Below are 25,417 nucleotides of genomic sequence, written 5' to 3' on the forward strand. Positions count from 1 at the left end.
TCCTGTTCCGAGTTTAATTCAATAGACTTCATTTCTGTTATTCCAGAAATTATAACATAACACGGCATGTAGCTCGTTTATTCATACATTGTTCCAGCTTGGACCAACTCCTCCTGAATCCAGCTACTGCTGGTAGACAGTTGGAGCAAGTCGGCCGTGATCTGCTTGATCTGTTCTTGCAGCACGTGTGGCTGATCTGTTCCTTCCAGAAAGCGACTCACAAAATGAAGAAAAACGTCTACCTTCCTAAGCAGCATCAACACAGGCAAAGCGTCAACCTCGGATTGGCTCAAACGAACTTGACGGCTGAAGCCCCGGCAAAAATCACGAACAGCTGTCGTTTCCTCCGGTTGTCCCAAAAATCCTGATAAAATGACCGCCGGATCCATGACCCGAACGTCCAGCGTACAAAATTCAAAATCAAGCAGTGCAGCCACCTGACTAGGGTCAGAATCCTTTACCAACAAATTGGAAGCGTTCAAATCTCCATGTACAAACTGATGCGGCAACTCTTCCAATGCACGAAGCGAATTTGTAATCTCTTCATATACTTTTCCTATCAGGCGCAGCTCTTCATGTAAATTCTTGAGAGGCTCCGGCGGGTTTAAACAAAAGCCTTGGATTACTTCCGGGCTACATAATGGATAGGATTGCTGCAAAGCATAATACGGCCGATAGACTGGGGTCATATCAAGATTAAGTGTTGCAAGCACGGCAGACAATTCACCAGCTGCCTCGCCAAAAGAATGGGCAAAGCTAGGATCCTGCTCCGATGGGGATGTGCCTTCTATGTATTCGAACAGACACACATATTTGCCACTATCCTTCTCAACCTGTGCAAGTGTCTCCCCCGAAATCGTTCGGATTGGCATTGGAACCCTGAATGATAGAGAATGCCTGCTCAGTTCCTGCAAAACCGCATGCTCAAATTCGATTTTGTTCCGATCCCTGTGTGTATCGTAGATGCGCAGTACCCCACTTCGCCCACCGCTCTTAACAAAATACGTCGTATTATTCCAACCTCCGGTTCGTCTCTGTAGTGTCCCGTCCCACTCTGGCCAGTGCCGTCTTAATACCGCTTCCAAAATGTATCCTCCCTATTAAACATCCGCTTATGAATTTGCCGATATTATAACAAATATAGACGCCCATTAGAATTGGACGTCCTTGTGTATCCTTCATTTCCTCATTTGTTTGTTTCGGATATTCTGCGGGGTGGCACCATACGCTGTTTTAAATTTTTTATAGAAAAAACTCATGCTGTTATATCCGACCTGCTTAAAGATCATTTCGAATGGCAGGTTGGTATTGACTACCAAAGAATAGGCCGCATTAAGTTTAATGTTGGCAATAAGCTGCGTGTAAGTAAGACCGGTTACTTTTTTCAACTTATTACTTAAATACGTACTATTGTAATTAAAATGAGTAGATAATTGCTGGAGGCTTAAATGCTGATAATGCTCTTCCATGTAATTCAGAATAGAAGTAATATTACTTTCCTGCTGGTTTAAGTGAATATTATGCTCGCTTTCCAATACACGGACCAATTCCCCAAATACAATGGACAAATAAGCCTTGACCAGCTCCATTGAATCCTCTTGCCTGGAAAAATATTCGATCAAGATTCTACGCAATATATATTGAAGGTTTTCATTATGCTGTGACTCAAAAATAATAAAGTGATTATGATGCTGATGCTGGAGGACTGAATTGGCAAGAAACTCGCCGATCAAACTTTTTTTCTTAGATAGCCGCTGTAGAAATAGGGATGAAATCGTTTCTCTTTGCAGGAGGATATTAATCAGTATATCGTTTTCTCCCAAAGGTGCGATGCTGTGCGGTACATCCTTATCGAGGACACACACTTGGCCTTCACAAAGCTCAATTTCTTTACCCGCTATGATTTGGTTGCACTTACCTGAGTAAACATAGTTTAACTCAATAAATTCATGCATGTGCTCCAGCATCGGAGCAAACCTGTTGTGCTTGCTAATATAAATATCATGTTCTCCGAAGAAAAATAAAGCAGGCATTCGATACATATTCTGATTTATATCAAAAAATCGCTCATTTTCCGATTCTTTGGAGAGATCATTAATCACTTGATTGTTTTGCTGTTGTAAAAGTTCAATTTCAGTTTTACTTCTCAGCAACTGATCCAACTCATGAAGGTTCATAAACACAGACTCCTCCTTCAGACTCCCATTAACTGTGAACTGCCGTCTGTGTTTTGCTTCCCTTTCCTCTAATAGCGATTCCCAGACAGAGGAGCGCAGCAATCATAAATACAATCGCAGAGACGAGAAAGGAAAATGAGGCAGTTTCATTCCCAGACAACACCCCAACTAACTTGATAACATAAGGCGAAGCAAACGCTCCCAAATTGGAGCCTACCATTGCAATCGAAATAGATATCGTCTCACTGCCTTTAGGTACGATTTTAGTTAGTATCGTAAAAATATAAGGAATAAACAGCGCAAAGCTAAAGCCAATGATCAGCATGGCAACCGTAACCATGGTCACATTCTGAGCAAACCACAGCAGGACAAAACCTGTCGCTGTTAATAAACTGGAGATAAAAGGTGCGTAATTTCTGAACCATTTATATATTCTACCGAACAAGAAGCCTGCAATCATAGTTGACAAGGAGAACAGCGTCAAAGCGGTCCCTAAAAACCCTGCGTTAGGCATACTCTTTTCAGCAATCATAATACCTGTTTTGGTATACACAATCATGATAAAGGTCATAAACAGGAAAAGTGCAGCCCCTAATCCAAGTACAGGTAGGGACATTCCCCCACTCTTTTGGCCCGTTCCTGTCGTGCTCACTGTAGGCTCCTCACGCTCTGGTTCAGGAATGATAAAAAAGAACAACAGTGCGATAGGAATCGTGATCGCATAGCACAAAAAAGCAAACGGCCAGTCGATTAGGGCAAGCTGTCCTGCCACAAAGGTAGCCAAGCTGCTTCCGAGCCCTTGTACAGCGCTTTGAAAACCTACCAATTGAGCACGTTCGTCCCCTTCAAAAAAATCACTAATTAAACTGACAGCCAGCGAATTGAACATCCCCAGACCTGCACCTAGCACCAAACGCAACGCGAGAATCCATGTAATGTTCGTAGTGAGCATAGGAAGTATTCCGCCGATGACCACGAGCAAAAGTCCTAGCAGGACTGTATTTTTTTTACCCAAGCGGGAAGAGATCGGGCCACTCAACAGCACAAACAGCATCATCGAGAAAGATGGGATTGTAACTATGCTTTCAATCAGTGAACTGGAGACTCCCGGTAATTGGTTCAGCATCATCGGGATGATAGCTGAAATAGCACTCGCTGATGTCAGGACTAAGGAAATGGACAACAATGCTGTTTTAAACCATATTTTGTTTTTAATATTCATCAAGCTTCTCACCTCTAGTCTATGTTATTTAGCCTCTGGTTGTATTTGTACTGGAACGTATACTGTCCAGATCCGACGGTAAACGTCAATTCATGATCTCCACTCAGTTGGAAATCAGGTTCTCCGGGAGAACCTGATTTCCCGGCCAGCTCTTGTGGCACATTACCAGGCGGATACTGAATCGACGGGTATTGCTTAGTAATGGTCTGTTGTAATGCATCTGGCTCTAGAACGCCCGGAAGCGTAATCTCAGCTGTCGTATTATATGGTACGTGAACCGTCATCCGCATTTCTTCATTCACGATTTCCCAATGGACAGCAACCTCACCATAAGGTGTCTCCAGCTTGCCATGGGCCGAAGTAAGATTAACAGGCGGTTTGGGTGCTAACCGTGACTTTTTGTAGCCCGCTTCAAGCACATCGATTCCGGCAATATTTTGGTACATAAAGTCTCCAACTGAACCGTACGAATAGTGATTGAACGAGTTCATATCGGTGCTCCAGAACGAGCCGTCCACTTTGATACTGTCCCAATGCTCCCACATGGTCGTTGCTCCCCGTTCAACCTGATAGAGCCAAGAAGGATAATCTTTCTGAAATAAAATTTTATAAGCTATATCTGTATAGCCATTGTCGGATAAAACCAGGCATAGATAGGGTGTGCCTACAAAGCCAGTATCCAAATGCATATCATTTTTTTCTATCAGCCGTACGAGCTCCTGAACCACTTGCTTTTTATATTTTTCTGGTACCAATCCGAAGTGCAAAGCCACAACCTGTGCAGTCTGGGTATTAGAAGTCAGTTTGCCAGCGTCATCAAAATAACGGTTCGCAAAAGCGCTTCTAATCCCCTCATGCAAGCTTTGATAAGTGTTGTAATCGGTATAGCGATTCAGCAGTTTGGCGGTCTGCGCCAAGATATGAGTCGAATACGCAAAGTATGCAGTCGCTACCAACGTTCCATCGGTCGCTCCAAAATAGCTTCCTTCCTCGCTATCCAGCGCCAGCCAGTCTCCCAGCTGCAAACCAGTATCCCACAAATGTTCCTCGGTCCCCTGGGCACGAATATAATCGACCCATGCTTTCATACTGTCATACTGCTGAGCTAGAATTTGCTTATCCCCATAACATTGATAGATCGTCCACGGACATATAACTGCTGCATCTCCCCATACGGCTGTCGTTTGGTCCATATTGTCTGCAAAGGTTCCTTTGAGGACATCCGGCACGACAAAAGGCACAGCCCCATTCTCCAGCTGGTTGTAAGCCAAATCTTTCAGCCACTTTCGAAAGAAGGAAGCACTATTCATATTGAAGCTGGCCGTTCTGGAAAAAATCTGTGCATCGCCGGTCCAGCCTAATCGCTCATCACGCTGCGGGCAATCGGTCGGCACATCCAGGAAGTTCCCTTTTTGTCCCCATACAATATTGTGCTGGAGTTGGTTCAGCTTTGGATCGGATGTCTCGAACAAGCCAATTGTCGCCATGTCTGAATGCAAAACAACGCCTGTAAAATCTTCAATGGCTACGCCAGCCGGAAAGCCCTCAAGCTTCACATACTGGAAGCCTTGAAAAGTGAAATGCGGCCTAAATCTCTCCGTCCCCTTGCCGCTGCAAATGTACGTAATCTGCTGCGCTGCATCACGAATATTATCTCGGTAAAAGTTCCCTTGCTGATCCAGTACTTCACCATGAACCAGATTCAGAACCGTACCTTCGGGGGCTTCCACTTTAAATTCCAGCCAGCCTACCATATTTTGACCCAAGTTAAGTACTAGTTCGCCTTTAGGAGTCCAAATCAGTTCAACAGGCTTTAATCGGTTCATTACACGGACAGGCTCGTTCTCCTGAGCAACCAGATGACTTAACGGAAACGGGGCGACCTGCATCATTTTCCGTTCGTTCAAGAAGCGATGTTCGGCTGCCTGCTGCTCCAGTCGAGCATCATAGATTTCGCCGTTATAAATATCTGACATCAAAATGGCACAGCTCGTTTCCTCCCAGGAAGAATCAGAGCAAATGAGTTCTGAACGGCCATCTTCATAGCTAATCTTCATTTGAAATAGTAAAGCATTCGTGTTCCCGTAGGTATCCTTGCGCTTTTGCCAGCCTAGATAGCCGCTGTACCAGCCTTCTCCCACCGTGGCTGTGATGCGGTTATGTTGTTCTCGAACGGTAGAAGTCACATCATAGGCTTGCACCTGAACACGATCGTTATAATCTGTCCATCCCGGGGTAAAGTAGGCATCGCCTACTCTTTGTCCATTGAGCTCCAGCTCATACAGACCAAGGCTTGTGGCATAAATGACTGCTTTTTTCACTTTTCCCTCAACTGAAAAACACTTGGAAGCAGCAAAAGGGGCTCTTGTCTGAAACTTTTCATGGATGCTTCGCTCCTGCACTGTAATCCATTGTGCCTTCCAGTCCTGCTCATGGAGCAGCCCCATTTCCCAAAAGCCAATCTCACTCCATTCCGATTCCTCGGGTTCGGTGTCACCCGCTCCCTGAGCCCATACTTTTACCCGGTAATAATATCTTTGTCCTGATTCGAGTGGAGGACCTTCATAGGGAAACAAAATGGATTGTTCCGAATAGGAAAAATGATTCCAGAGCAGTGGTTCAAAAGCGGGATTTATGGCTACCTGCAATTGGAAGCGTTTTTGGAAAACGTATATGTTGTCAGATTCAATTTGCCAACTTAATCGAGGCTTTAGACAACCCAGTCCAATCGGATTGTTTACATGTTCACATCTAAGCGCTTTCACTTTTAGCATCTTATGTCCTCCCTGAGATCTTCTTTTGTGTTTCTATACTCAAATTAAAACGCTTCCATTAGTTGTGCGCAATGTTGTATCCCTGCATGTTGTATGCTTGATTTACAGGTGTTGAATGTCCATCCCTCATATCGAATCTTAAAATGGGTCTATTAGAAAAATATGTACGTGTGACAGCACAGTACTCAAAAGGAAAACTCTTGTTTTTTGTACATATGGATTGTAGTATTAAGCCGATCAGTGAAAGGAGAATTACAGTAATGGAAACGAACTACAGAAAGCTGCTGGATCAGATGATCGCACCCTATGATGAAATGCTGCAGATTCTAATAAGTGATCACGCCGATTTTTCGAAGGTTGACTATTTGGAGCAACACAGTGAGGAATATGGAAAAAGTGATGCCAATTATACCAATCGCTTGAAGGTGCTTTTGGCTATGTATAATCGTGAGGATCGAGATTCCCCGCATTACGAACCGATTGTGAGAAGGCTGCTCGTTAATGAGATTATAGATAGGGAAACGAACAGTTTTCAGGGGATTGGCGATGCTCTATACTACGCCGTTTTTTTACTGCAAAAATATGAGCGTGAGCAGGACCAAGTTTTGTTCCAGCAGGCCAAGAAGGCCAATTTTGATACATATGCCGGGTTTGACCCTGCGTTGATTTTGGAAACATATTTATTCAGCAAAGATACAGCTGATCTTGAAGATTGCATCAATATCGCGAGTGAACTCGGGGAAGATGTATACCTATCATTATTTATTGATTTGTGGATCAGAGAGCAGACGGATTGGGACAAAGAAAATTTGCGGACACTCGTTTATCATGAGAGATGGCGCAACCATCCAGAAGGTGAAATTGAAGCCCTCAAAAAGCTGGCTGAAATGGAGAAAATAGAAGAAAATTCTAGTAACTACTGTTCTACTGCATCCAGCTTGGCAGAAAAGCTCATTGAAACAGGACGATGGGATGAAGCTTGGGAAACGATGGCAACCATCATTCCGCTTATTACTAAGGAAAAAGAATGGTTCCTGTACGGACTTGGCCGCAATATAATTACAGCCTGTATCCACATCATCATGCATTTTGGAGCAAAAAGCCGACAGGCTACTTCGTTATGGCAAACGATAAAAGGGGTTCTTCAACCTGCCGCTAACAATATGGGGACCATTCAATATCAGCTTGCTGTATCTGTCAGCAAATTTATGGGTGATACCAAATTGGAGCAAAAGTTACTCCGGATTCGGAAGCAACGTCAATAATCCAGTTGCCATAAGGAGCCTGTCGCATGCAATGTAAAGAACGAGGCATTTGACCCAGCAGCTCGCTTTCCAGTTGCCCCTCGAAGCGAGGGGCAGCGAAAATACGGATTGCAGTGCATTGCCTTCCTCTACAGATTTCCGGTCACGATAATACCATCTGCTTGCTTCAAATGCGCTCTGACCCATGCTGTAAAGGAATCGATAAATATGCGTAATTCTGGCTCCTTGGCAGGCCAAGCATCCAATTCTGTTAATATTTCATGCCATACCGACGCCTGAATCGGATTATCCCAGCAGGCATCAAAAGCCTCATACCTTTCCCCCGTGTCAGGATCGACAAGTGGATATATGGACTTTAACACAGACAGCACGATATCAAAGTCATCTGCGTAGATGAAGATCATCTCCTCCAGCTTTGGCTCATCTGTATCCCCATAGCGCAGCGGTTCAAAAGTATATCCAATATTGGCTCTTGGACCACTATAGCGATAGATTAGTGTCTGAATCTCTGTTTTTCCTTTCTTAGTCACTCTCTCTTACTCCTCTCTTCGGCTACAACTCGAACCAATCCGCAGCGCATTTCTCTTCTTCCAGTGCCCTACACATTCCTTCCCTCAACCTTATCGCATCTCCGCCGCCAATATGAAATAGACAATAGATATAAGGTTCATCATCTTCTAACCCTTCAATATTTCTTGCCTCTTCCACTGAAATCTGAAGCGCTTCAGGCCAATCAGAATTATTCTGAAGCAGAACAAAACCATCCTCATCCCTTTGCATCCGATATCCCTCAATCCTAGGCAATGCTTCAGCTAAGCGTTCCATTAGTGCTTTAATATCCTTAACATCTGCGACCTTAATTCCATACTCCCACCCCATCTGCATTCCTCCAATTTTATGAACTCCTCCTTAATTAGAACTACCCCTAAATTGGGTTTCACCTTCTCATTCACCTCAGGAAATTCACTTGGATTCAGTCATAGTCCGCATATAAGAGGTATTCCTTACAATGCCTGCACTGAAATAAATAACCCCGGAACGATCCGTCACGTTTCATGCTTTCCCGTATTCGACTCTTAGCCTCTTCTTCATTATACAAAGCCAGAATAGGCATAAACATCAGGTTGACATCATTTTCTATCCCTCTACTGACAAGCTCCTACCAGCCCACAAAATCTATAAAAACACAGTAGTCATCACAGTGATCCAGCCACGCGGCGGTCTGCCATGCCTCATAACCGGGAGTCCGATGCAGTAGCTCATCCAGCTTTGGTTCCTCCAATTGTGCACAGCAAGCAGGGTCATGAAATGTTCCCTGTAGCATGCTCGCAGCGCTACCATTCGCAATACACCAAGGACAGATCGCCTCATAAGATAATGCTGTATAAAAGGGACCCGCGTACCAGATATCGGTCTGCCGTCCACAACAGGAACACGTTTTCAAAAAGCCTGATTTAAGGATCTGAGTGCGTACAGGGTCTTGATGATAAGTAAACACAGGGAGATCGGAAGTTTTCTTGCGCTTGGCTACTTTGATTAAAGGCTTAATCACCGGCAGTCGAATCGGGCTATTAATCATCTCTTGAATACTCCACTGTTTCTTCAAATCTGCTTTATTTTTCCGGTTCATGACGGACATAAAAACCTCTAGCGCCTCTTCGTATTGATGCAGGTGAAGATACAACTCTGTCAAAATTCTGGCAGCCTGCTCGCTTTCTAAGCCCTCAAGCTCTTCCTTCAATTGGTACATGGCTTGTACAGCCTCGGGACTGGGTGCGTACAAACTATATCTTTTGTTTAGTGCCACCCATTTTTGCTGGATTTCCATAAGCCCCCCACTTCCTTCTGATTTTCCTGAAATTTCTTATAACTTATTATAATAGATATAGGCTTCCGGTGAGTATACCCCGGAAGCCTATGGATTCATCTAACCAATCTTTTATTTATTTTGCCTTATGAGGAACAGGCTCACTATTCCCGTTTCTTTTTCTCACTACCCACATAATAACAGCCATAACAGCTACCAAGACTGCTATAAGCGTAAAGGGAATATATTTGTCCACTCGATACAAGGTGGTCGTCAAAATAGGAGCAATGATCGCGGAAATTCCCTGTACCGCAGCTACCAGCCCCGCTGCTCCCCCTTGCTGCTCTTGACTGACTGAAAGCGAAGCACCTGCCATAAAACCGGGCATCAGTAAGCCTGTGCCTATGCCAAACATAAAGAACGCTGCATAGTAAACGACCAAGCTGGCTGAAATCAGAAATAATGCCATTCCAGCAATCAGGAATAGAGAACCAAGTAAAATCATCGGCTTAGGCTGCCATTTAAGCCATTTCATCTGGATGATCTGCACAATCAGCATCGCTGCCCCGGAGAACATAAGTCCAAAGGACACGACTCTTGCTGTTTCTTCGGATGTAAGACCTAACTGATCTTGAAAATAAAAACCACCTATAACCTGAATAGTCACAATACTTATCATCGTAACCAAGCCTGCAAACAAATACATTCTTAGACCTGGCTGGAGGGGGTTAATTCGAGCGGGTTTTTGCTGAATAACGGGCTGGGCCGCCGGAATCGCCAGCAGAGACACCACGAATGCAACAGCGGCAATGACAATTCCAAAATATAAGGGCCATAACAGCCCTATTAAAGTAAAGGCACCTGCAATCGCGGGACCAAATACCAGCCCAAGCCCATTCGCCGCACTAATAATAGCCATACCACTTCCACGCTCTTCTCCTTCCGTTACATCTCCCATATAAGCTTGGGACGATGACAACACCGCCGGGATAAAGCCACCAATTAAGCCGCGTGTAACAATCAGCAGGACTAACAGCAGCCCCCCACTGAGCCAACCATTTAATCCTGCAAAAAGAGTAAGTGTAAACAACAGGCAGCTTACACACATCCCTATGAAACCAAGCAGAATCACCGGCTTGCGTCCCTTTGCATCACTTAGATTTCCCCATACTGGAGCCATTAAGGCCATCGTTATAGAACCAAGCGATATAATTAATCCGGAATGGCTTTCTCTTAAGCCTAATTCACGAATAAGGGGCGGCATAATTGGAGCAATGAGCATGAGCCCTAGCATAGCCACAAATACACTGAAAAAGATGCTCCCTTTTATTCTATTCATCCTCGCACACTCCTCTGTTAAAGATTCTCTCTATGCAGAAGTATACGGAGCATACCAAAACGCTACTGCCTATAGACGGATAAATTTGCGGTTAAACGGATTTAATTTTGCGTATAAAACAGCAGCCAGTCTTCAGACAGTAAAAAATGGCCTGCATTCTATGGCCCAATGGGCGTCGTTAATTATAGAGTCGCTCTTTCGTTGTGAAATGAACTACATCGGTCTCTTCATCGCTGACTGGATGGAAGGGCTTCATTTCCTGGCATGTTATTACGATATATGATGTACAGTCTTTTTACCTTTAGTAACTAGCGCAGTTGTGGGTTGAGTCTGTATATCGATGTCAGGGGGAAATACAGTGAAAACAAAGATAGGATCCATCATGAAGGTGAGATCATTAAGAACGAAGTTAACCATCATGTGCTTAATTATTTTAATTGTACCCACATTCGTGATTGGAATCAGTTCTTATTTTGTTTCCAAGAATGAAATGAATGAATCAGGCAAAGTGGCACTTAAAAATAGTGTGCAAATGGTAATTGGTATGATTAGTTTCCTCAATGGGCAAGTCGAAGCCGGTAATTTAACATTGGAGGAAGCACAGGAAAAACTTCGTATCGAGCTACTCGGTGTAAAAGATGCTAATAACAAAAGACCGGTAAAGATTAAATATACTGTAGGTAAAACAGGTTATCCGTGGGCAGTCAATCAAGATGCCGTTGCAGTGATGAACCCTTCAAATGAAGGCCAGGGTTTAATAAATGCCGTATCGGAAGACGGTGTGCATGTGGGAAAAGAGTTTGTAGAAGTCGGTACAAACGGCGGGGGATTCGTCACTTATAAATGGGCTTTACCTGGCACAGATCAAGTGGAGACGAAAATTTCTTATGTTGAAAGGGATCCTTATTGGGGATGGATCATCGGTTCTGGAGCATATTTTAACGAATTTAACAGCGGGGCGACCAAAGTCCTTTATATTGTCCTGATTATTACGACTTCTGCGGTTATTCTGGGAGCAATTATCGTAAGCTTTGTTTCGGGACGTTTTACGAAGCCTATTATCATGATTGCAAAGCGGCTTAACGCAGTTGCAGACGGTGATTTAACAGTCGAAGAAGTCAAAATTCATTCAAAGGATGAGATCGGCGAGCTTGCACAGGACTTCAATCATATGATTAAAAATATTAGATTTCTGATCGGTGAGGTAAACCTGTCCACAAAGCAGGTCGCTGCTTCCTCGAAAGAATTAACCCTTGGTGCAGAGCATACTGGGCAGGCAACCGAGCATATCACCATCGCGATTCAAGAATCGGCGGCCGGTGCGAAGGAGCAGCAACTGATGCTCCAGAAGACAACCAGCTCGCTTGAAGAAATTTCAATAGGCATGCAGCGGATCACGGATAGCTCCTTGACTATTGCTGAATCGTCTGCAGACGCGATGGAAATGGCGAGCCTTGGCGGTACTGCTGTACAACATACGGTGAAGCAAATGGACTTGATTAACCATTCCGTCAATGAAACCGATGCGGTTATGAGAATGTTGGATGAACGCACTCAACAGATCGACACGATGCTACATGCCATTACGGATATCGCACAGCAGACCAACCTGCTTGCCTTAAATGCTTCGATTGAGGCTGCTCGTGCAGGCGAGGAAGGCCGCGGTTTCTCCGTAGTTGCTGCAGAGGTGAGAAAGCTGGCCGAACAATCGAACCAGTCTTCCGGGCAAATTTCCGGGTTGATTCAGAATATGCGCAAAGATATGGAGCATTCGCTTAAGACCATGGAACGCGTAAAACAGGATGTAGACTCCGGCATTAAAATTGCCAATGAGACGGAGCAGCAGTTTAATAAAATTGTGGCGTCCACCAATCATATCGCACAGCAAACGGAAGAGCTCGCGAGCATCACGGAGCAAATAACCGCAAGTGTCCAGGAGATTTCGGCAAGCGGAGAGAACGTATCAAGTCTGGCACTCCAAGCAGCGGACAACTCGCAGAATATTGCAGCGTCTGCAGAAGAGCAGCTGGCTTCGATGCAGCAGATCACCAGCCTGGCCACGACCTTGTCGGATATGTCACAAAAGTTACAAGATCTAACGGTCAAATTTAAATACTAACGGAAATAAGTCTTTCCAAAACATCGCGCTAAACTGTTCTTCATATTATGAGGTCAACCCGTTCTTTTGGGTTGACCCTTTTTGCATTTGCTCTGAGAAATTACTGAAAAGGCTCGCAAATCGCGATTCCCTTTTAGCGATGGGAATTGGACACGGTTTTGTCGATTTGGTTCAGAATTGGTTCAGAGGCATTTAGTATAGTAAATCAGTAATGTAAGAAAGAAAATTATATTAGTAGGTTAGTCATCATGGAGGATTTAGTCAGTTCATCGTGACACCGGAATTTTATGGAGGAAATTTATGAGTAAAATCAAGTCTTTTTGTTTATCTTATCTTGCTGTTATCGTCTTATTTGGAACCTGGACATGGAGTTTTTCCGAGAGTACTGTGTATGCAACCTCCTCACCAGCACCTAGTGTAACGGATGCGGTGTATGCTACTGAAACCACGGTAACGAGTTGGACAAATCCTTCTAAACAAGGTCAATCCGTAACGTTTAGCATCAAAACCATCTCAACCCCACAAATTACGAAAGATTTAACCGGCTCGGTTATCCTTATGGACGGTACGGATATATTAGATACGCTGACGATGAGACCAAATGGCATTGCGAATGGATATGCCACTGCGACCTACACCACAAGCGATTTAAGTGTGGGAAGTCACCCAATTACTGCTATATATAGTGGGGATGCTCGATTTGCCCCCAGTACATCTGAGCCATACATTCAGGTCGTAAATGCATCTGCGCCTACACCTTCACTGAGACCTACAGTAACTACAATATTGAGTTCGCTGAATCCGTCTAATCAAGGTCAGGAAGTAAGGTTTAGCTTGAGGACAACCTCAAACCCACAAACTTCGGGCGATTTAACCGGAACGGTCATCCTTATGGACGGCACGAATATATTAGATACGCTGACGATGGAGCCAGTGGGCATTTCGAATGGCTATGCCAATGCGTACTACACTACAAGCAACTTAAGTGTGGGAAGTCACCCGATTACTGCTATATACAGTGGAGATTCTCGATTCGCGCCGAGCACCTCTGATGCCTATATACAGGTTGTAAATGGAAATGCAGGCACGGGTGATATTAGCAATAACGACAGCAGCAGTAGCAATAAAAAAGATAAGAAGGATAACGCGGATAGCAGTGATTCATCTTCTTCAAGTGAAACAACCGCATCTTCATCACCATCGGCTTCTTCAACGGTTTTACCGACTGCGGAAATCATGCCAGTAGAGCAATCCGAGGTTGCGCATGAAAAATATATAACGGGTTATCAGGATGGTACATTCAGACCGGACCAGTCGATTACACGAGCTGAAACCGCTGCGATGATGGCTAGGATTATAAAGTTGGAAACAAAAGAAAGCTCAACGACATACAAAGATATACCTAACACTTATTGGGCAAAGGATTCGATTATAGCACTCACGACACAGCACCTTATGAATGGATATGCAGATGGAACATTTCGGCCAGAGCAACCTATTACCCGTGCAGAAATGGCAGCCATACTCGCATCTTGGAAGCAGCTTAAAGGAACGCAAACCACAGCGTCTCCTTATACCGATATCGAAAAGCATTGGGCAAGAGATTCCATTGTAGCGTTAGCTAATGCAGGATGGATTACTGGTTATAACGATAACAGCTTCCAACCCAATAAATATATAACACGAGTAGAAACCGTTACCATTTTGAACACGATCTTAAAACGAGGACCCCTGGAAGGAACCATTCAGGCTACATGGAAGGATGTACCAACAGATTACTGGGCATTCAAAAATATTGAAGAAGCGTCTCGTACCCATACTTCAACCATCAATACAGATGGCATTGAAACTTTCGTGAAATAAGCACCAAATAAAAAGGCTGGAATCCTATCTATACAGGGTTCCAGCTTTTTGTTACCTTGATATTTTTTTAAAATGGTCAAAACAGAATTTTTAAAATACTTTCTTCAAAGATGATGGTTTCACTCCGTATTCCCGAAAAAATTGCTCTGAAAATGCACTCACATTACTGTATCCTACAGCCATCGCAGCTTCTGTTACATTGCTTTCCTGGCTTCTAAGCAGCTTCATCGCATAATCGAGACGAATTTGGCGCAAATATTCAAATACAGTCGTTCCAAAACATGCTTTGAATCCTTTTTTTAATTTATAATCGTTTAATCCAACTTTTTTGGATAATGCGATCAGTGAAGGAGGGTCAATCATGCTGGATTCAAGAATTTGCCGAGCCATATGCAACTTTCTGACATCTTCTTTAGATAAGCCTTCGGGCATGGGAGTTAAATCAAATAATTGAATCATAAACCTATTCAAAATCTCTAGTGCCGCTGCTTCCATTAATAAAGGAGATCTATACACACTTTTCAAGTTTTTGATCAAATGTTCAATCATCACTATACTTCTGTGATCCAGTTCAAAACTAAGGTGATGGAATGCACCACCCTTCAGAATTTGATTAAATTCAATAGCTACCTGTCGATGAGCCGCCAACTGTGAAGCTGCATAATTAAACAACGAAACAGGAATGCCAAGCGCAAAGGATTGGTATTGTTCGTTAACCGGAGGATGAAAACGTGCCTTGAAATCCTGTAAAAAAATAAGAGCACCCCGCCCTATCGGGAGCGTGTAGTCCAGACCAGCTATATTTACATAACGTTGACCCGAAAGTGCAAATTGAAGTTCAATCATTTGTCCTCTGGAGGCAAAGTTCGTTGGATAAGGCTCGTGATATTGAATATGCGAATACACAATCTCGATTCCGCTGTAAGTCGTAACTCGGTAGATATTTCCGTTACCCGCTTCCGGTAACATCATATACGTATGCTCATTTTGTTTTCTAAACGGAGTTTTTTCTAAATAATGCTGATATATTAATGATAACGAATTTGAATTCACTAGCGTCACCTCAAAGGTTTTCATTCATTCTGATACCACAAATGAGAATCGTTATCATTAATATTAGCTGAATTTGACCGGTTTGACCAGGCTTATTGGAGTATGCTGTGGAGATATTCGGGGAATCTATTAATCCCAATCCATATAAAACGTTGCCTTCAATTTACCCTTCTCACATGCTGGGCAGCTTAAATGATGAGAAGCATTCTTTTCAATGTGTTCCTGTTCCATAACACTCGTGCATCTAGGACAAGCATAAGAAATTTTATACTGTGATGAGTCCGATATCATCTCAATAAACAGTTCATTGCGGATGGCCTGACAGACCGGACATACATATATCGCGTCATAAGCATCATATCTCGTCGAAGGGTTGCCTATGAATTCCCCAATACGTCGTTTAAGGACAGTATCCTGTACAAACGAAGCAATGGATTCCAAACTCATATATAATAAACCAAACCCCACAAATATGTTCTTAGTATAAGCACAGGTATCACAGTCCAGCTTGTACGCTTCCCCCATGTTTATCCTCCCCAACTCTTCATGCGGTTATTGAAGCCTCATTTATTTCTTTACGAGACTTGCTGCATGCGTGACCCGGTTTCTCCCGCCACTTTTGGAAGCATACAGAGCTAAATCCGCTTGATGAACAATTGTTTGTTCCGTATCCGCTTGCGTAACCGTTGCCACGCCAATACTCACAGTAATGCTGTATTCTCCCCAATCCCTTGAGGCCGTCATGGAACGATATTTTTCTGCCGTACGAATGGCTTCCTCTTGATCGTTGCCCGGAAGAATAATGACAAACTCCTCGCCACCATAACGAGCGACAATATCCATCTCCCGTGACATGGATTGCAGTAATTCTGCCAGATTCGTAAGCACCAGATCGCCCACCGGATGACCATAAGTATCGTTAATACTTTTGAAACGATCAATATCAATGATAAGCAGCGAAAAAGATATTCCGCTCTCATGAAAGGACGCGAGGCTAGCTAGTAATTGATCTTGGAAATACCTTCTATTTTTGAGGCCAGTTAACGGGTCCGTGGATGCCATCGTTTCAAGCTGGAGATTGATCCTTACTAGCTCCTGCTGTTTGATTTCATATTCTTCGTGCAACCGTTCAAGCTTCTGATTCGCTTCATTCGTGGCCTGATATAATTCCTGAAGCTTGGTTTTGGTCTGCAGGATATCTCTCTCATGTTCAATTCGCTTACGCATCATAAGCACGACACAATCAATAACCGTTTCTCCGTTTCGTTCCTGACGAACCCCGTTCAGAAGTACAGGCACATCCTGTCGATCACTTGTCCGAAACGAAAAGTACATCTCATCGACATGCCCGTACAACTGAATATAGGGATAAAAATAAGTATGAAAAAATAGCTTGTTGGTAACAGACATTGTCATTTCAATCGGCCATCCGAGCAATTGATCGCGTTCATAAAGAAGCATGTCCAATAAAGTTTGGTTTACCGATTGAATGATCCCAGCGTCCGAAATTGAAAAGTATCCACAGGGAGCTTTATCTAATTGAATATCCATTAAATGACTGCCTTTCTTTCGATATTACACACTAGCTAAATATTCTTTGATTAAATCGCTCGTTTCTCCTGGTTGGCTTAAATGAGGATAATGCCCCTTTGCTCTCATCTGCTGAAGTCTGCTATTTCTAAGATGGGTGTGTAAATAGTCCCCTACCTCAATCGGAGCAATACTATCATCTGAGCACTGGAGTATAAGTGTAGGAACCGAAGCATGCTGAAGATCAACACGGCAATCTGAAAAAAATGTAACCTCTGCGAATTGCCGTGCAATATGAGGATCTCTTGAACAAAATGCCTTTTCCAATTCTTCGGTTAAGTCCCCTCGCTCGGGATTCTGCATAGCAATGGGCGCCATGTAACTAGCCCAGCCAATAAAGTTCATTTGCATCATATCCAGTAATTCATCAATATCACTCTTATCGAAGCCCCCATAATAAGAAGGCAGGTCATTCACATAGCGTGGAGAAGGACCGAGCATGACAATGCGTTCAAAATATTGAGGGCTGCGGATCGATGCGAGCATTCCGATCATGCTGCTAACGGAGTGTCCGACGAATATGGTATTTCTTAAGTCTAACGCTTCCATAATATCCAGCACATCCTGGGCATACCCTTTCAAGTCACTGTATTTTTGGGAATCATAGTACTTTATTTGAGAATCTCCCGAACCAACATAATCAAATAAGACGATTTGGTAGTTGTCGATAAAGCTAGGGACGATATAACGCCACATATCCTGGTCGCATCCAAAGCCGTGAGCAAACACAATCGTCTGGCTACCTGTGCCTAGCACTTTTATATTATTACGTAGGAGAATATCAACGGTCATTGTGAATCACCTCTCTGAGGTAGTATCTGTTCTATGGCTTCTCTTCCCTATTATATCGGAAAAGTTTCGATTATGGATAATGACTCTCATTCATAAATCCAGCGTTCAATGATCCCTTTTACCTTGTGCACATGTTGCTGTGATAAGGAACAAATAATAACCAATTCGTTTTTCCCATTTGTATCTAACCAATAGTGAACGTCATCCTCTTCATTAACCGTTTCTTGAATGATTCTGATGGATTTATGACTTATTTTTGATTTAGCCGAAAAAATGGGGTTCATATCCATGACTTTCTGACCATTAGAAAAGGATGTGTTGTAATAAGGAATCACCCAGTTCTCCTTATCCTGATCTTGTACTACATTTAGAAATACACGCACCCAATAATCCTCTAGTTCTGTGTATCTCTGTTCATTCAACTCATTCAAATTCATACATGTAACCACCCTTCTTATACACTGGTTGTCTGACGGCTTGCAAGGATTGTTCAATACGCCCTGTTGCTTCCTTGGTGCCCGTAGACATTTTGCAGATTTCTGTAGCGACAATCCCAAAACCTGCTCCTGCGTCACCCACCCGAGCAGCTTCAATCCAGCATTTAATCCAAGCAGGTAATATGTATCCACTTCCTCAAATTTTGATATCAGCCCTACCCTCTATTTCGTCATTTTCATCCCATGTATTTAGGGAAGCAGCGCGTACCGATTAAAATTGGCACGCGCTGATGGTATGACTTTTATGAAACAGGCATTAAGATCTAATCCAACTGCTCTCCATTAGTTTCGATCACATTCTTATACCAATAAAAGCTCTTCTTTCTAGATCTGGCAAGTGTCCCATTGCCTTCATTATCCTTATCGACGTATATAAATCCATAACGCTTTTTCATTTCTCCGGTTCCCGCACTGACCAGATCAATACATCCCCATGGCGTATACCCTATTAGGTCCACTCCATCAGCAATTGCTTCTTTCATTTGCTCAATGTGTTGCTTCAGATAATCAATTCGATAATCATCGTGAATGGAGCCATCTTCTTCCACTGTATCTACGGCGCCAAGACCATTTTCAACAACCATTAACGGGATTTCATATCGGTTATAAATATTATTGAGGGACCATCTCAATCCCTGTGGATCGATCTGCCAATCCCAGGCACTTGCTTTTAAATGAGGATTCTTTAAGCCCATAGATAAATTCCCTCCCACTTTCTCCTGGTTAGGATCGGCACTGACACAAGTAGAAGAATAATAGCTGAAAGTATAGAAATCTACGCAGCCTTCTTTTAAGATGTCCTCATCTCCTTCTTGCATTGTGATCTGAATGTTATGATCTCTAAAATAGCGTTTGGCAAATCCCGGATAAGCTCCTCTTACTTGGACATCTGAGCATAGGAAATTACTTAAGTTATCCTTTTGTTGAGCCAGCAGAATATCATCAGGATGACATGTAAGTGGGTAGGAACACATATAAGCAATCATACAACCGATTTTAAAGTCCTTGTTGATTTCATGACACAGCTTTACAGCCTTTGCACTGGCAATAAATTGATGATGCAACGCCTGATACAGAACCTGCTCATCCTTCACTGTAGCATGGGCTAGCTCTCCATTCCCCTCCGGCATCATAGCTCCAGCCATGAATGCTCCAAATGACAAGGTTAAAATATTGATTTCATTAAAGGTTAACCAGTATTTTACGACATTTTTGTATCTGTTAAAAAGCACTTCACAATATCTCACATAAAAATCTACGACTCTGCGATCTGACCAACCATTATATTTTTGGGTCAAATGAAACGGTGCTTCATAATGTGAGATTGTAACCAAAGGCTCAATATTGTACTTTTTCAATTCTGCGAATACACGATCATAGAACTGCAAGCCTTGCTCATTCGGCTCTGCATCATCTCCGTTAGGAAATATTCTTGACCACGCAATGGACATCCTAAAGACCTTGAATCCCATCTCTGCAAATAAGCGGATATCCTCTTGATAGCGGTGGAAAAAGTCAATAGCCTCGTGACTCGGGTAGTTCACTCCTTCTTCCAGCATTGGTGTAATTCTTCGGGAAGTCGTATGCGTTCCAGCCGTAATCACATCAGCAGTGCTTAAGCCTTTACCTTCTTCATTATATCCACCTTCAAATTGGTTGGCAGCCGTTGCACCTCCCCATAAAAATCCTTGTGGAAATTCCAATGTAGTTGTATTTTTCATTGTTTAATTCCTCCTCAACATTAATTAGGATTAGACTACGACGGTCAATAAGTCCTCTTGATACTCAATTGCCTTTTTCTCTGTTTCAATGACATCCAGGTAATTCGTAGTATTGGCAACGATAACAGGTGTGGTCAAAACATAACCAGCCTCTTTTATAGCTTCCATATCAAACTCCATAAGCAGCTCGCCTTTTTTAACAGCATCCCCCTGTTTTACTTTAGGATAAAAGTGTTTGCCTTTTAATTTGACCGTATCTTTGCCTACATGGATGAGGACCTCAACACCGTGGTCACTTGTAATTCCAATCGCATGACCTGACGAAAATAATGATGTTAATACACCATCTACAGGTGAAACGACCTTACCTTCAGAAGGTTCAATGGCAATCCCTTTACCCAAGGCACCTGTCGAAAAGGCTTCATCTGTTACTTCAGATAAAGACTTCACTTCACCTTTTAATGGACTCATCACCGTCTCTTGTTTTACTAAAACTTCTCCTTTAGCTGCTCCCGAGGTGTTATCTTCCTTTTTAGCTTCTTTCACTTCATCATCTTTAAATCCGCCAAAGAACATAAGCAAGAAGCCTAATACAAAGCTTACCAGGATACCGATAACAGCCCCATAAAATCCGCTGTCTATTCCTGCCGGACTGATATAGCTCGGGATAGCAAAAATACCCAATCCACCAATGATATAACCTTTCGTTCCCATCATTCCTATAATACCGCCGCCTACTGCAGATGCTATGCAGCTTAAAATAAATGGTTTCTTACGTGGTAATGTAATCCCGTAAATCGCTGGTTCTGTCACACCAAAAATCCCGGAGATGACAGCTGGAATGGAAAGTGATCTCAGTTTTACATTTTTGGTTTTAAACAAAATTGCCAGTACGACGCCCGTCTGAGCAAAGGAAGCTCCCAGCGTAGCCGCAAGAATCGGATCGAATTTAAGCACGGCTAAGTTGTTCATAGCGATAGGAACAAGTCCCCAGTGTAATCCAAAGATAACAAACACTTGCCAGAAAGCGCCCATGATTATGCCTTCAATCATTGGACTTAAGTTATACACAAAGAGGGTTGCTGCCCCAAGCAGTTGACCTGCCCAAGTCGAGAGAGGTCCAATCACAATCAATGCTAAGGGTACAATAACTAACAATGTGAAAAACGGAACCAAAAATGTTCTCACTACGCTAGGGATTACCTTTTTAAAGAAATTTTCTATTTTTGAGCCTACATAGGTGGATATGATAATCGGAAGAACTGTTGACGCATAACTCATCAGAATGACCGGAATGCCTAAGAAGGTGATATATACCGGTGACTCAAATATAGTACCGCTAAATAGAGTGTATAGTGGTTTGCCCGAGGCTGTTATCGTGCTAAATGTGGGGTACACAAGGGATGCACCTATAGCCATACCTATGAAAATGTTGGCATTGAACTTTTTAGCTGACGTATACCCCAGGAAAATAGGAAAGAAGTAAAATAAACAATCACCTAAAGCATTGAGAATTTGATAGGTACCCGATGTAGTGGTCAGCCAGCCCAAAGCTACAAATAGGGCAGTGAAGCCCTTAATCATACCTGTGGCACTTAAGACACCTAACGTGGGTGTAAATACACCTGAAATAGTATCAATGAATCTATTGAACAAACTCATTTTTTCACCAGATGCTTCTTCTGAATCTCCTGTCTGAAAACCACCCACAGCAGTAACATCAGCATAAACCTCAGGTACATGGTTACCTATAACAACCTGGTATTGCCCGCCACTCTTTACCACAGTGACAACACCATCCATATTTTTCAAAACCTCTGTATTGGCTTTACTTTCATCTTTTAGTTTGAAGCGCAAGCGTGTAATACAATGAGTTAGACTATTCACATTTTCTTTGCCGCCGACATTTCTGATGATGTCTTTTGCTAATGTCTCATACTTCATTGTAATTTCCCCTTTAATTGTATTTATAAAAAAAGGCGAAACCAAAATAGATCAAATTCGATCTAGGTTGGTTTCGCCTGCATTACCAGTAACAATCCAAGAGTTATTCAATTTTGTCTTTGGGTCACACGCTGAATATGAATCGTGATATACAGCTTTTCCTCATCTGACAATACCATATCCAAGTATTTCTCAATCTTCAGCATGCAGCCATAAGCCTTTTTGTACTTTGCTTTCACTTGCCTCCATAAAAAGTCGTCTTCCAGTTCTACTTTTTCTTTTTTATTTAATCGCTGAAAGAAGAATCTTAAATGTGTAATAAATCGCTCATAACTGATCGAGTGTTCATCTATGGTGGTATTATAAGAGTATTTAATAATATTCAAGATGTCGTGTATTTTTTGAGTTTGCTGAGCAACATCTGCTACCTTGTTGTAGGAGCTGTTTACTTGAGCATTGATTAAATGAAGAGCAATATTACCTGCTTCATCTTCTGACAATCGTTTGCCTGTTTCGTCTTCAATAAACTCCAGTGCTTTTAAGCCAACCGCAAATTCTTTGGGATAAAATTTTTTGATCTCCCAAATTAACGGATTTGCATTTTTAAACCCTTCATCAAACATTTTAAATGCATTGTTCATGTGATCCGTAAGCGAAACATATATATAATCGCTCAATTGTACTTCTAATATGCTTTTTCCATATTCAATGATGTCATAGCATAACGAAACATATTCTGATGGAACATCCTCTAACAATAACTTAAATTTCTCTGAAGCATCTTTATGTTTAAGCACAAAGACCTTTTCAATTAGATGCTCTTCTACTTGTTCGCCTGCATTCTTTTTGAATGCAATACCACGACCCATAACAACAAATTCATCTCTTTTTTGATCTTTGGCTATTATGGCGTTGTTATTAAAGATCTTCGTTATGATCATCTAACTGCCCCCCTTATCCCATCAAATTTAAAAAAGGATTTAGATGCTGGGCGAAATTTCAGATAGGTCACAAGACGGTAATAGCCGATCAAATCTTCGTCGTAAATCAAATTCAAATGTATTGATTTACAATTCCGTGTTATGAAAACGCATTCATAATAAGAGACAAAGCCTTACGTTTTCCATCATTGATCTTGAGTGCTCCCAAACCGATCTGATATTCCGTTCTGAAAATGGATATAGTCGGTTAACCACGTCCCATGACATCATTTTTCGGATGTCGATTCGTTGGTCGACGTCATCATCTTTGTTGTTCAGCACTTGTAAGGCTTTATATCACTCACCTTTCTGCGTTATGGCTGGGCAGATTTTCATATCATGCAGGATATCGCAAAGCATGTATTCTAAAAAGAAAAGGCAAAACCCAACACATGGAAATTGAATTCCATGCCTCGGGTTTTGCCTTTTCAGTAACAATCCCAAAATCATAATAACATCGAATTTAAGTTTTGCCAACAAAAATGTTTGCGCTTTCTTTTTCGGAGCAACCACATCAAATACAACACACTATCATGGTATAAAATGTCATCCGCCAATGTAGGACATGTTAATCTTTTTTTTGTTGTTAGCTGTCTGCTCCGTACGTTCATCGGAATACCGGTCTGTACGTTGTTCCCATACTGAAGTAATCACATCGAGTAGTTCCTGGTCATCCGCTTCATTACGAAGCATCTGGCGTAAATCGAATCCGCCTGAAGCAAACAAACATGTATAAAACTTGCCATCGCACGATAAGCGGGCGCGTGTACAAGACGAACAAAATGATTCAGAAACCGAAGTAATAAAACCAATCTGTGCGTCGCTGTCTTTATAACGGTAACGTTTTGCCACTTCTCCAAAGTAATCCCGATCCATCGGCTCCAGCTCGTACGCATTCTTAAGTCGTTCAACAATTTGTTTTTTGGTTAGTACCTTTTTGAAGCTCCATCCGTTGTCATTCCCTACATCCATAAACTCGATAAAGCGAAGGGTTATTCCCTGCTCCTTAAAATAAGCGGCCATCGGCAAAATCTCCGAGTCATTAACGCCTTTTTGAACGACCATATTGACCTTGATTTCAAAGCCGATTTCTCTTGCATATTCGATCTGCTTCAAAATAAAATCAGGCTTAATCCCCCGCCCATTCAATCGCCCAAATAGCTCAGGGTCCAGAGCGTCCAGACTGACATTAAGCCGTCGTAGCCCCACGTCATAGAGAGGCTTAGCCTGCTGTCCTAGCAGCACACCATTGGTGGTCAAGCCGATATCTTCCACTCCGTCAATGGACAGGATTTGGGAAACCAGGTCGGATAGATTCCTGCGCATTAATGGTTCGCCGCCCGTGAGTCGGATCTTTTTTACACCCAGGGATACAAAGAGCTTCGTTAGCCGGTGTATCTCTTCAAACGACAGACATTCATTTTGAGGAAGAAAGGCGTAATCGTCACCGAATATTTCTTTGGGCATGCAATAGGAACAACGGAAATTGCAGCGGTCCGTAACCGATATACGCAGGTCACGAATTGGCCGCTGCAACGTGTCTTTCAGTGGATAAAAATTCATACGCCCTCTCCTTTCTAGTTGTTTAGCATCGTTATTATTAGCCACCGCTGACTGGGGGAATGAAGGCTGCAATGTCTCCATCCTGTAATACATCCGTAGACAACGCATACTCCTCGTTTATCGCAATTCGCACAGACTCGATCGGCATATCTGGATATTGATCTGTTATCCAATTGGATAAATCGCCTACCGTTTGGCCCGCCAAATCTGCCAATTCTTCTGTTTTTCCCGTCACCTCACGGAGTCCCGCAAAGTAGTACAGCTTAATCATGACTGATCTCCCCCGGCTTTTTCTTTTGATCTCCGACCCACTGCGTTCCATCTTCCCAAATCTCTCGTTTCCAAATAGGAACTATTTCTTTAATTCGTTCGATCGCGTATTCATTTGCCTCATACGCATCCGAACGGTGAGGTGAAGAAACGGCAATGACAACGGCGATATCACCGATTTGAAGCTCGCCAATGCGGTGCGCGATTGCCACTCGCGTCCCTTGCCATTTCTGTTCGATTTCGCGACCAATCTCTGTGAGTTTTTTTTGGGCCATGGGGACATAGGCCTCATAAGCAAGGTATAAGGTCCGTACGCCTTGAGTCCATTCTCGTACGTGCCCTGTAAAAATAGTCACCGCTCCTGCTTCCGGCCTTAGGACATAATCCGCATAACCCTGCGGGATAATGGGCTCCGTCACGATTTCAAATACACTCATCTTT

Annotated in this window: 21 protein-coding genes and 2 pseudogenes; 3 read left to right on the forward strand and 20 right to left on the reverse strand. The window is 42.8% G+C overall.

What is annotated here, in order from left to right; genetic code table 11:
• Nucleotides 1–77: 77 nt before the first annotated feature.
• The 4 genes from MKX46_RS07380 to MKX46_RS07395 all read right to left on the reverse strand — a co-directional run bounded on the left by MKX46_RS07380 (nucleotide 78) and on the right by MKX46_RS07395 (nucleotide 6,173).
• The gene (locus MKX46_RS07380) at nucleotides 78–1,085 is read right to left on the reverse strand and encodes a phosphotransferase (protein WP_341071052.1); all 1,008 of its coding nucleotides are present in this window, start codon (nucleotides 1,083–1,085) and stop codon (nucleotides 78–80) included.
• A gap of 93 nt (nucleotides 1,086–1,178) precedes the next feature.
• Nucleotides 1,179–2,177, reverse strand: a complete 999-nt coding sequence (locus tag MKX46_RS07385; RefSeq protein WP_029515487.1) for an AraC family transcriptional regulator — start codon at nucleotides 2,175–2,177, stop codon at nucleotides 1,179–1,181.
• A gap of 28 nt (nucleotides 2,178–2,205) precedes the next feature.
• Complete coding sequence (locus MKX46_RS07390; RefSeq protein ID WP_029515488.1) at nucleotides 2,206–3,399, reverse strand: MFS transporter; 1,194 nt, start codon at nucleotides 3,397–3,399, stop codon at nucleotides 2,206–2,208.
• A 14-nt stretch (nucleotides 3,400–3,413) separates the two neighbouring features.
• Nucleotides 3,414–6,173 carry a family 78 glycoside hydrolase catalytic domain gene (locus tag MKX46_RS07395; RefSeq protein ID WP_341071053.1) on the reverse strand — a complete coding sequence of 920 codons (2,760 nt, stop codon included), beginning with the start codon at nucleotides 6,171–6,173 and terminating at the stop codon, nucleotides 3,414–3,416.
• Between the two features lie 260 nt (nucleotides 6,174–6,433).
• Between MKX46_RS07395 and MKX46_RS07400 the strand changes: the two genes are divergently transcribed.
• Complete coding sequence (locus MKX46_RS07400) at nucleotides 6,434–7,438, forward strand: hypothetical protein (RefSeq protein ID WP_340932806.1); 1,005 nt, start codon at nucleotides 6,434–6,436, stop codon at nucleotides 7,436–7,438.
• A gap of 128 nt (nucleotides 7,439–7,566) precedes the next feature.
• Here the strand turns inward: MKX46_RS07400 and MKX46_RS07405 are convergent, their stop codons facing one another.
• From MKX46_RS07405 to MKX46_RS07420, 4 genes and pseudogenes are all read right to left on the reverse strand, one after another.
• Nucleotides 7,567–7,968, reverse strand: a complete 402-nt coding sequence (locus MKX46_RS07405; RefSeq protein WP_069010514.1) for a hypothetical protein — start codon at nucleotides 7,966–7,968, stop codon at nucleotides 7,567–7,569.
• 22 nt (nucleotides 7,969–7,990) lie between these two features.
• Nucleotides 7,991–8,317: a hypothetical protein gene (locus MKX46_RS07410; protein WP_165149765.1), complete on the reverse strand. Its 327-nt coding sequence runs from the start codon at nucleotides 8,315–8,317 to the stop codon at nucleotides 7,991–7,993.
• Nucleotides 8,318–8,411: 94 nt separating this feature from the next.
• A pseudogene (locus MKX46_RS07415) lies at nucleotides 8,412–9,266 on the reverse strand (CbrC family protein).
• Between the two features lie 115 nt (nucleotides 9,267–9,381).
• Nucleotides 9,382–10,584: an MFS transporter gene (locus tag MKX46_RS07420; RefSeq protein WP_029515494.1), complete on the reverse strand. Its 1,203-nt coding sequence runs from the start codon at nucleotides 10,582–10,584 to the stop codon at nucleotides 9,382–9,384.
• Nucleotides 10,585–10,942: 358 nt separating this feature from the next.
• On the opposite strand from MKX46_RS07420, the gene MKX46_RS07425 reads away from it, so the two are divergent.
• Together MKX46_RS07425 and MKX46_RS07430 are read left to right on the forward strand one after the other, a co-directional pair.
• A complete protein-coding gene (locus MKX46_RS07425) occupies nucleotides 10,943–12,703 on the forward strand; it encodes a methyl-accepting chemotaxis protein (protein ID WP_341071054.1) in 1,761 nt (586 codons plus the stop codon).
• Nucleotides 12,704–13,003: 300 nt separating this feature from the next.
• Entirely contained in the window at nucleotides 13,004–14,566 is a 1,563-nt protein-coding gene (locus MKX46_RS07430) for an S-layer homology domain-containing protein (protein WP_341071055.1), read from the forward strand.
• 90 nt (nucleotides 14,567–14,656) lie between these two features.
• Here MKX46_RS07430 and MKX46_RS07435 read toward each other — a convergent pair whose 3' ends face one another.
• The 12 genes and pseudogenes from MKX46_RS07435 to MKX46_RS07490 form a co-directional block, all read right to left on the reverse strand.
• The gene (locus MKX46_RS07435; RefSeq protein ID WP_340932817.1) at nucleotides 14,657–15,619 is read right to left on the reverse strand and encodes a helix-turn-helix domain-containing protein; all 963 of its coding nucleotides are present in this window, start codon (nucleotides 15,617–15,619) and stop codon (nucleotides 14,657–14,659) included.
• Nucleotides 15,620–15,748: 129 nt separating this feature from the next.
• Nucleotides 15,749–16,144 carry a hypothetical protein gene (locus MKX46_RS07440; RefSeq protein ID WP_341071056.1) on the reverse strand — a complete coding sequence of 132 codons (396 nt, stop codon included), beginning with the start codon at nucleotides 16,142–16,144 and terminating at the stop codon, nucleotides 15,749–15,751.
• Nucleotides 16,145–16,186: 42 nt separating this feature from the next.
• Complete coding sequence (locus MKX46_RS07445; RefSeq protein WP_318627435.1) at nucleotides 16,187–17,170, reverse strand: sensor domain-containing diguanylate cyclase; 984 nt, start codon at nucleotides 17,168–17,170, stop codon at nucleotides 16,187–16,189.
• 24 nt (nucleotides 17,171–17,194) lie between these two features.
• Nucleotides 17,195–18,001 (reverse strand): alpha/beta fold hydrolase, encoded by an 807-nt coding sequence (locus tag MKX46_RS07450; protein WP_341071057.1) that lies wholly within the window; start codon nucleotides 17,999–18,001, stop codon nucleotides 17,195–17,197.
• 86 nt (nucleotides 18,002–18,087) lie between these two features.
• Nucleotides 18,088–18,438, reverse strand: coding sequence for a hypothetical protein (locus MKX46_RS07455; RefSeq protein WP_341039746.1), 351 nt, complete (start codon nucleotides 18,436–18,438; stop codon nucleotides 18,088–18,090).
• A gap of 19 nt (nucleotides 18,439–18,457) precedes the next feature.
• Nucleotides 18,458–18,615 (reverse strand): annotated as a pseudogene (locus tag MKX46_RS07460) (methyl-accepting chemotaxis protein); the annotation flags it as partial.
• Nucleotides 18,616–18,761: 146 nt separating this feature from the next.
• Nucleotides 18,762–20,219: a glycoside hydrolase family 1 protein gene (locus tag MKX46_RS07465; protein ID WP_341071058.1), complete on the reverse strand. Its 1,458-nt coding sequence runs from the start codon at nucleotides 20,217–20,219 to the stop codon at nucleotides 18,762–18,764.
• Nucleotides 20,220–20,249: 30 nt separating this feature from the next.
• Nucleotides 20,250–22,163 (reverse strand): beta-glucoside-specific PTS transporter subunit IIABC, encoded by a 1,914-nt coding sequence (locus tag MKX46_RS07470; RefSeq protein WP_029515503.1) that lies wholly within the window; start codon nucleotides 22,161–22,163, stop codon nucleotides 20,250–20,252.
• A 107-nt stretch (nucleotides 22,164–22,270) separates the two neighbouring features.
• Nucleotides 22,271–23,104, reverse strand: a complete 834-nt coding sequence (gene licT / locus MKX46_RS07475; protein ID WP_029515504.1) for a BglG family transcription antiterminator LicT — start codon at nucleotides 23,102–23,104, stop codon at nucleotides 22,271–22,273.
• 585 nt (nucleotides 23,105–23,689) lie between these two features.
• Nucleotides 23,690–24,706 (reverse strand): GTP 3',8-cyclase MoaA, encoded by a 1,017-nt coding sequence (gene moaA / locus MKX46_RS07480; RefSeq protein WP_341071059.1) that lies wholly within the window; start codon nucleotides 24,704–24,706, stop codon nucleotides 23,690–23,692.
• A 37-nt stretch (nucleotides 24,707–24,743) separates the two neighbouring features.
• On the reverse strand, nucleotides 24,744–24,977 hold the full coding sequence (locus MKX46_RS07485) for a MoaD/ThiS family protein (RefSeq protein ID WP_029515506.1): 234 nt from the start codon (nucleotides 24,975–24,977) through the stop codon (nucleotides 24,744–24,746).
• Nucleotides 24,970–25,413: a molybdenum cofactor biosynthesis protein MoaE gene (locus tag MKX46_RS07490; RefSeq protein ID WP_341071060.1), complete on the reverse strand. Its 444-nt coding sequence runs from the start codon at nucleotides 25,411–25,413 to the stop codon at nucleotides 24,970–24,972. Before MKX46_RS07490 ends, MKX46_RS07485 begins: the two co-directional genes overlap by 8 nt.
• Nucleotides 25,414–25,417 lie beyond the last annotated feature (4 nt).

Origin of the sequence: Paenibacillus sp. FSL P4-0113 (assembly GCF_038009305.1) — a bacterium.
Classification (GTDB): domain Bacteria; phylum Bacillota; class Bacilli; order Paenibacillales; family Paenibacillaceae; genus Paenibacillus; species Paenibacillus polymyxa_D.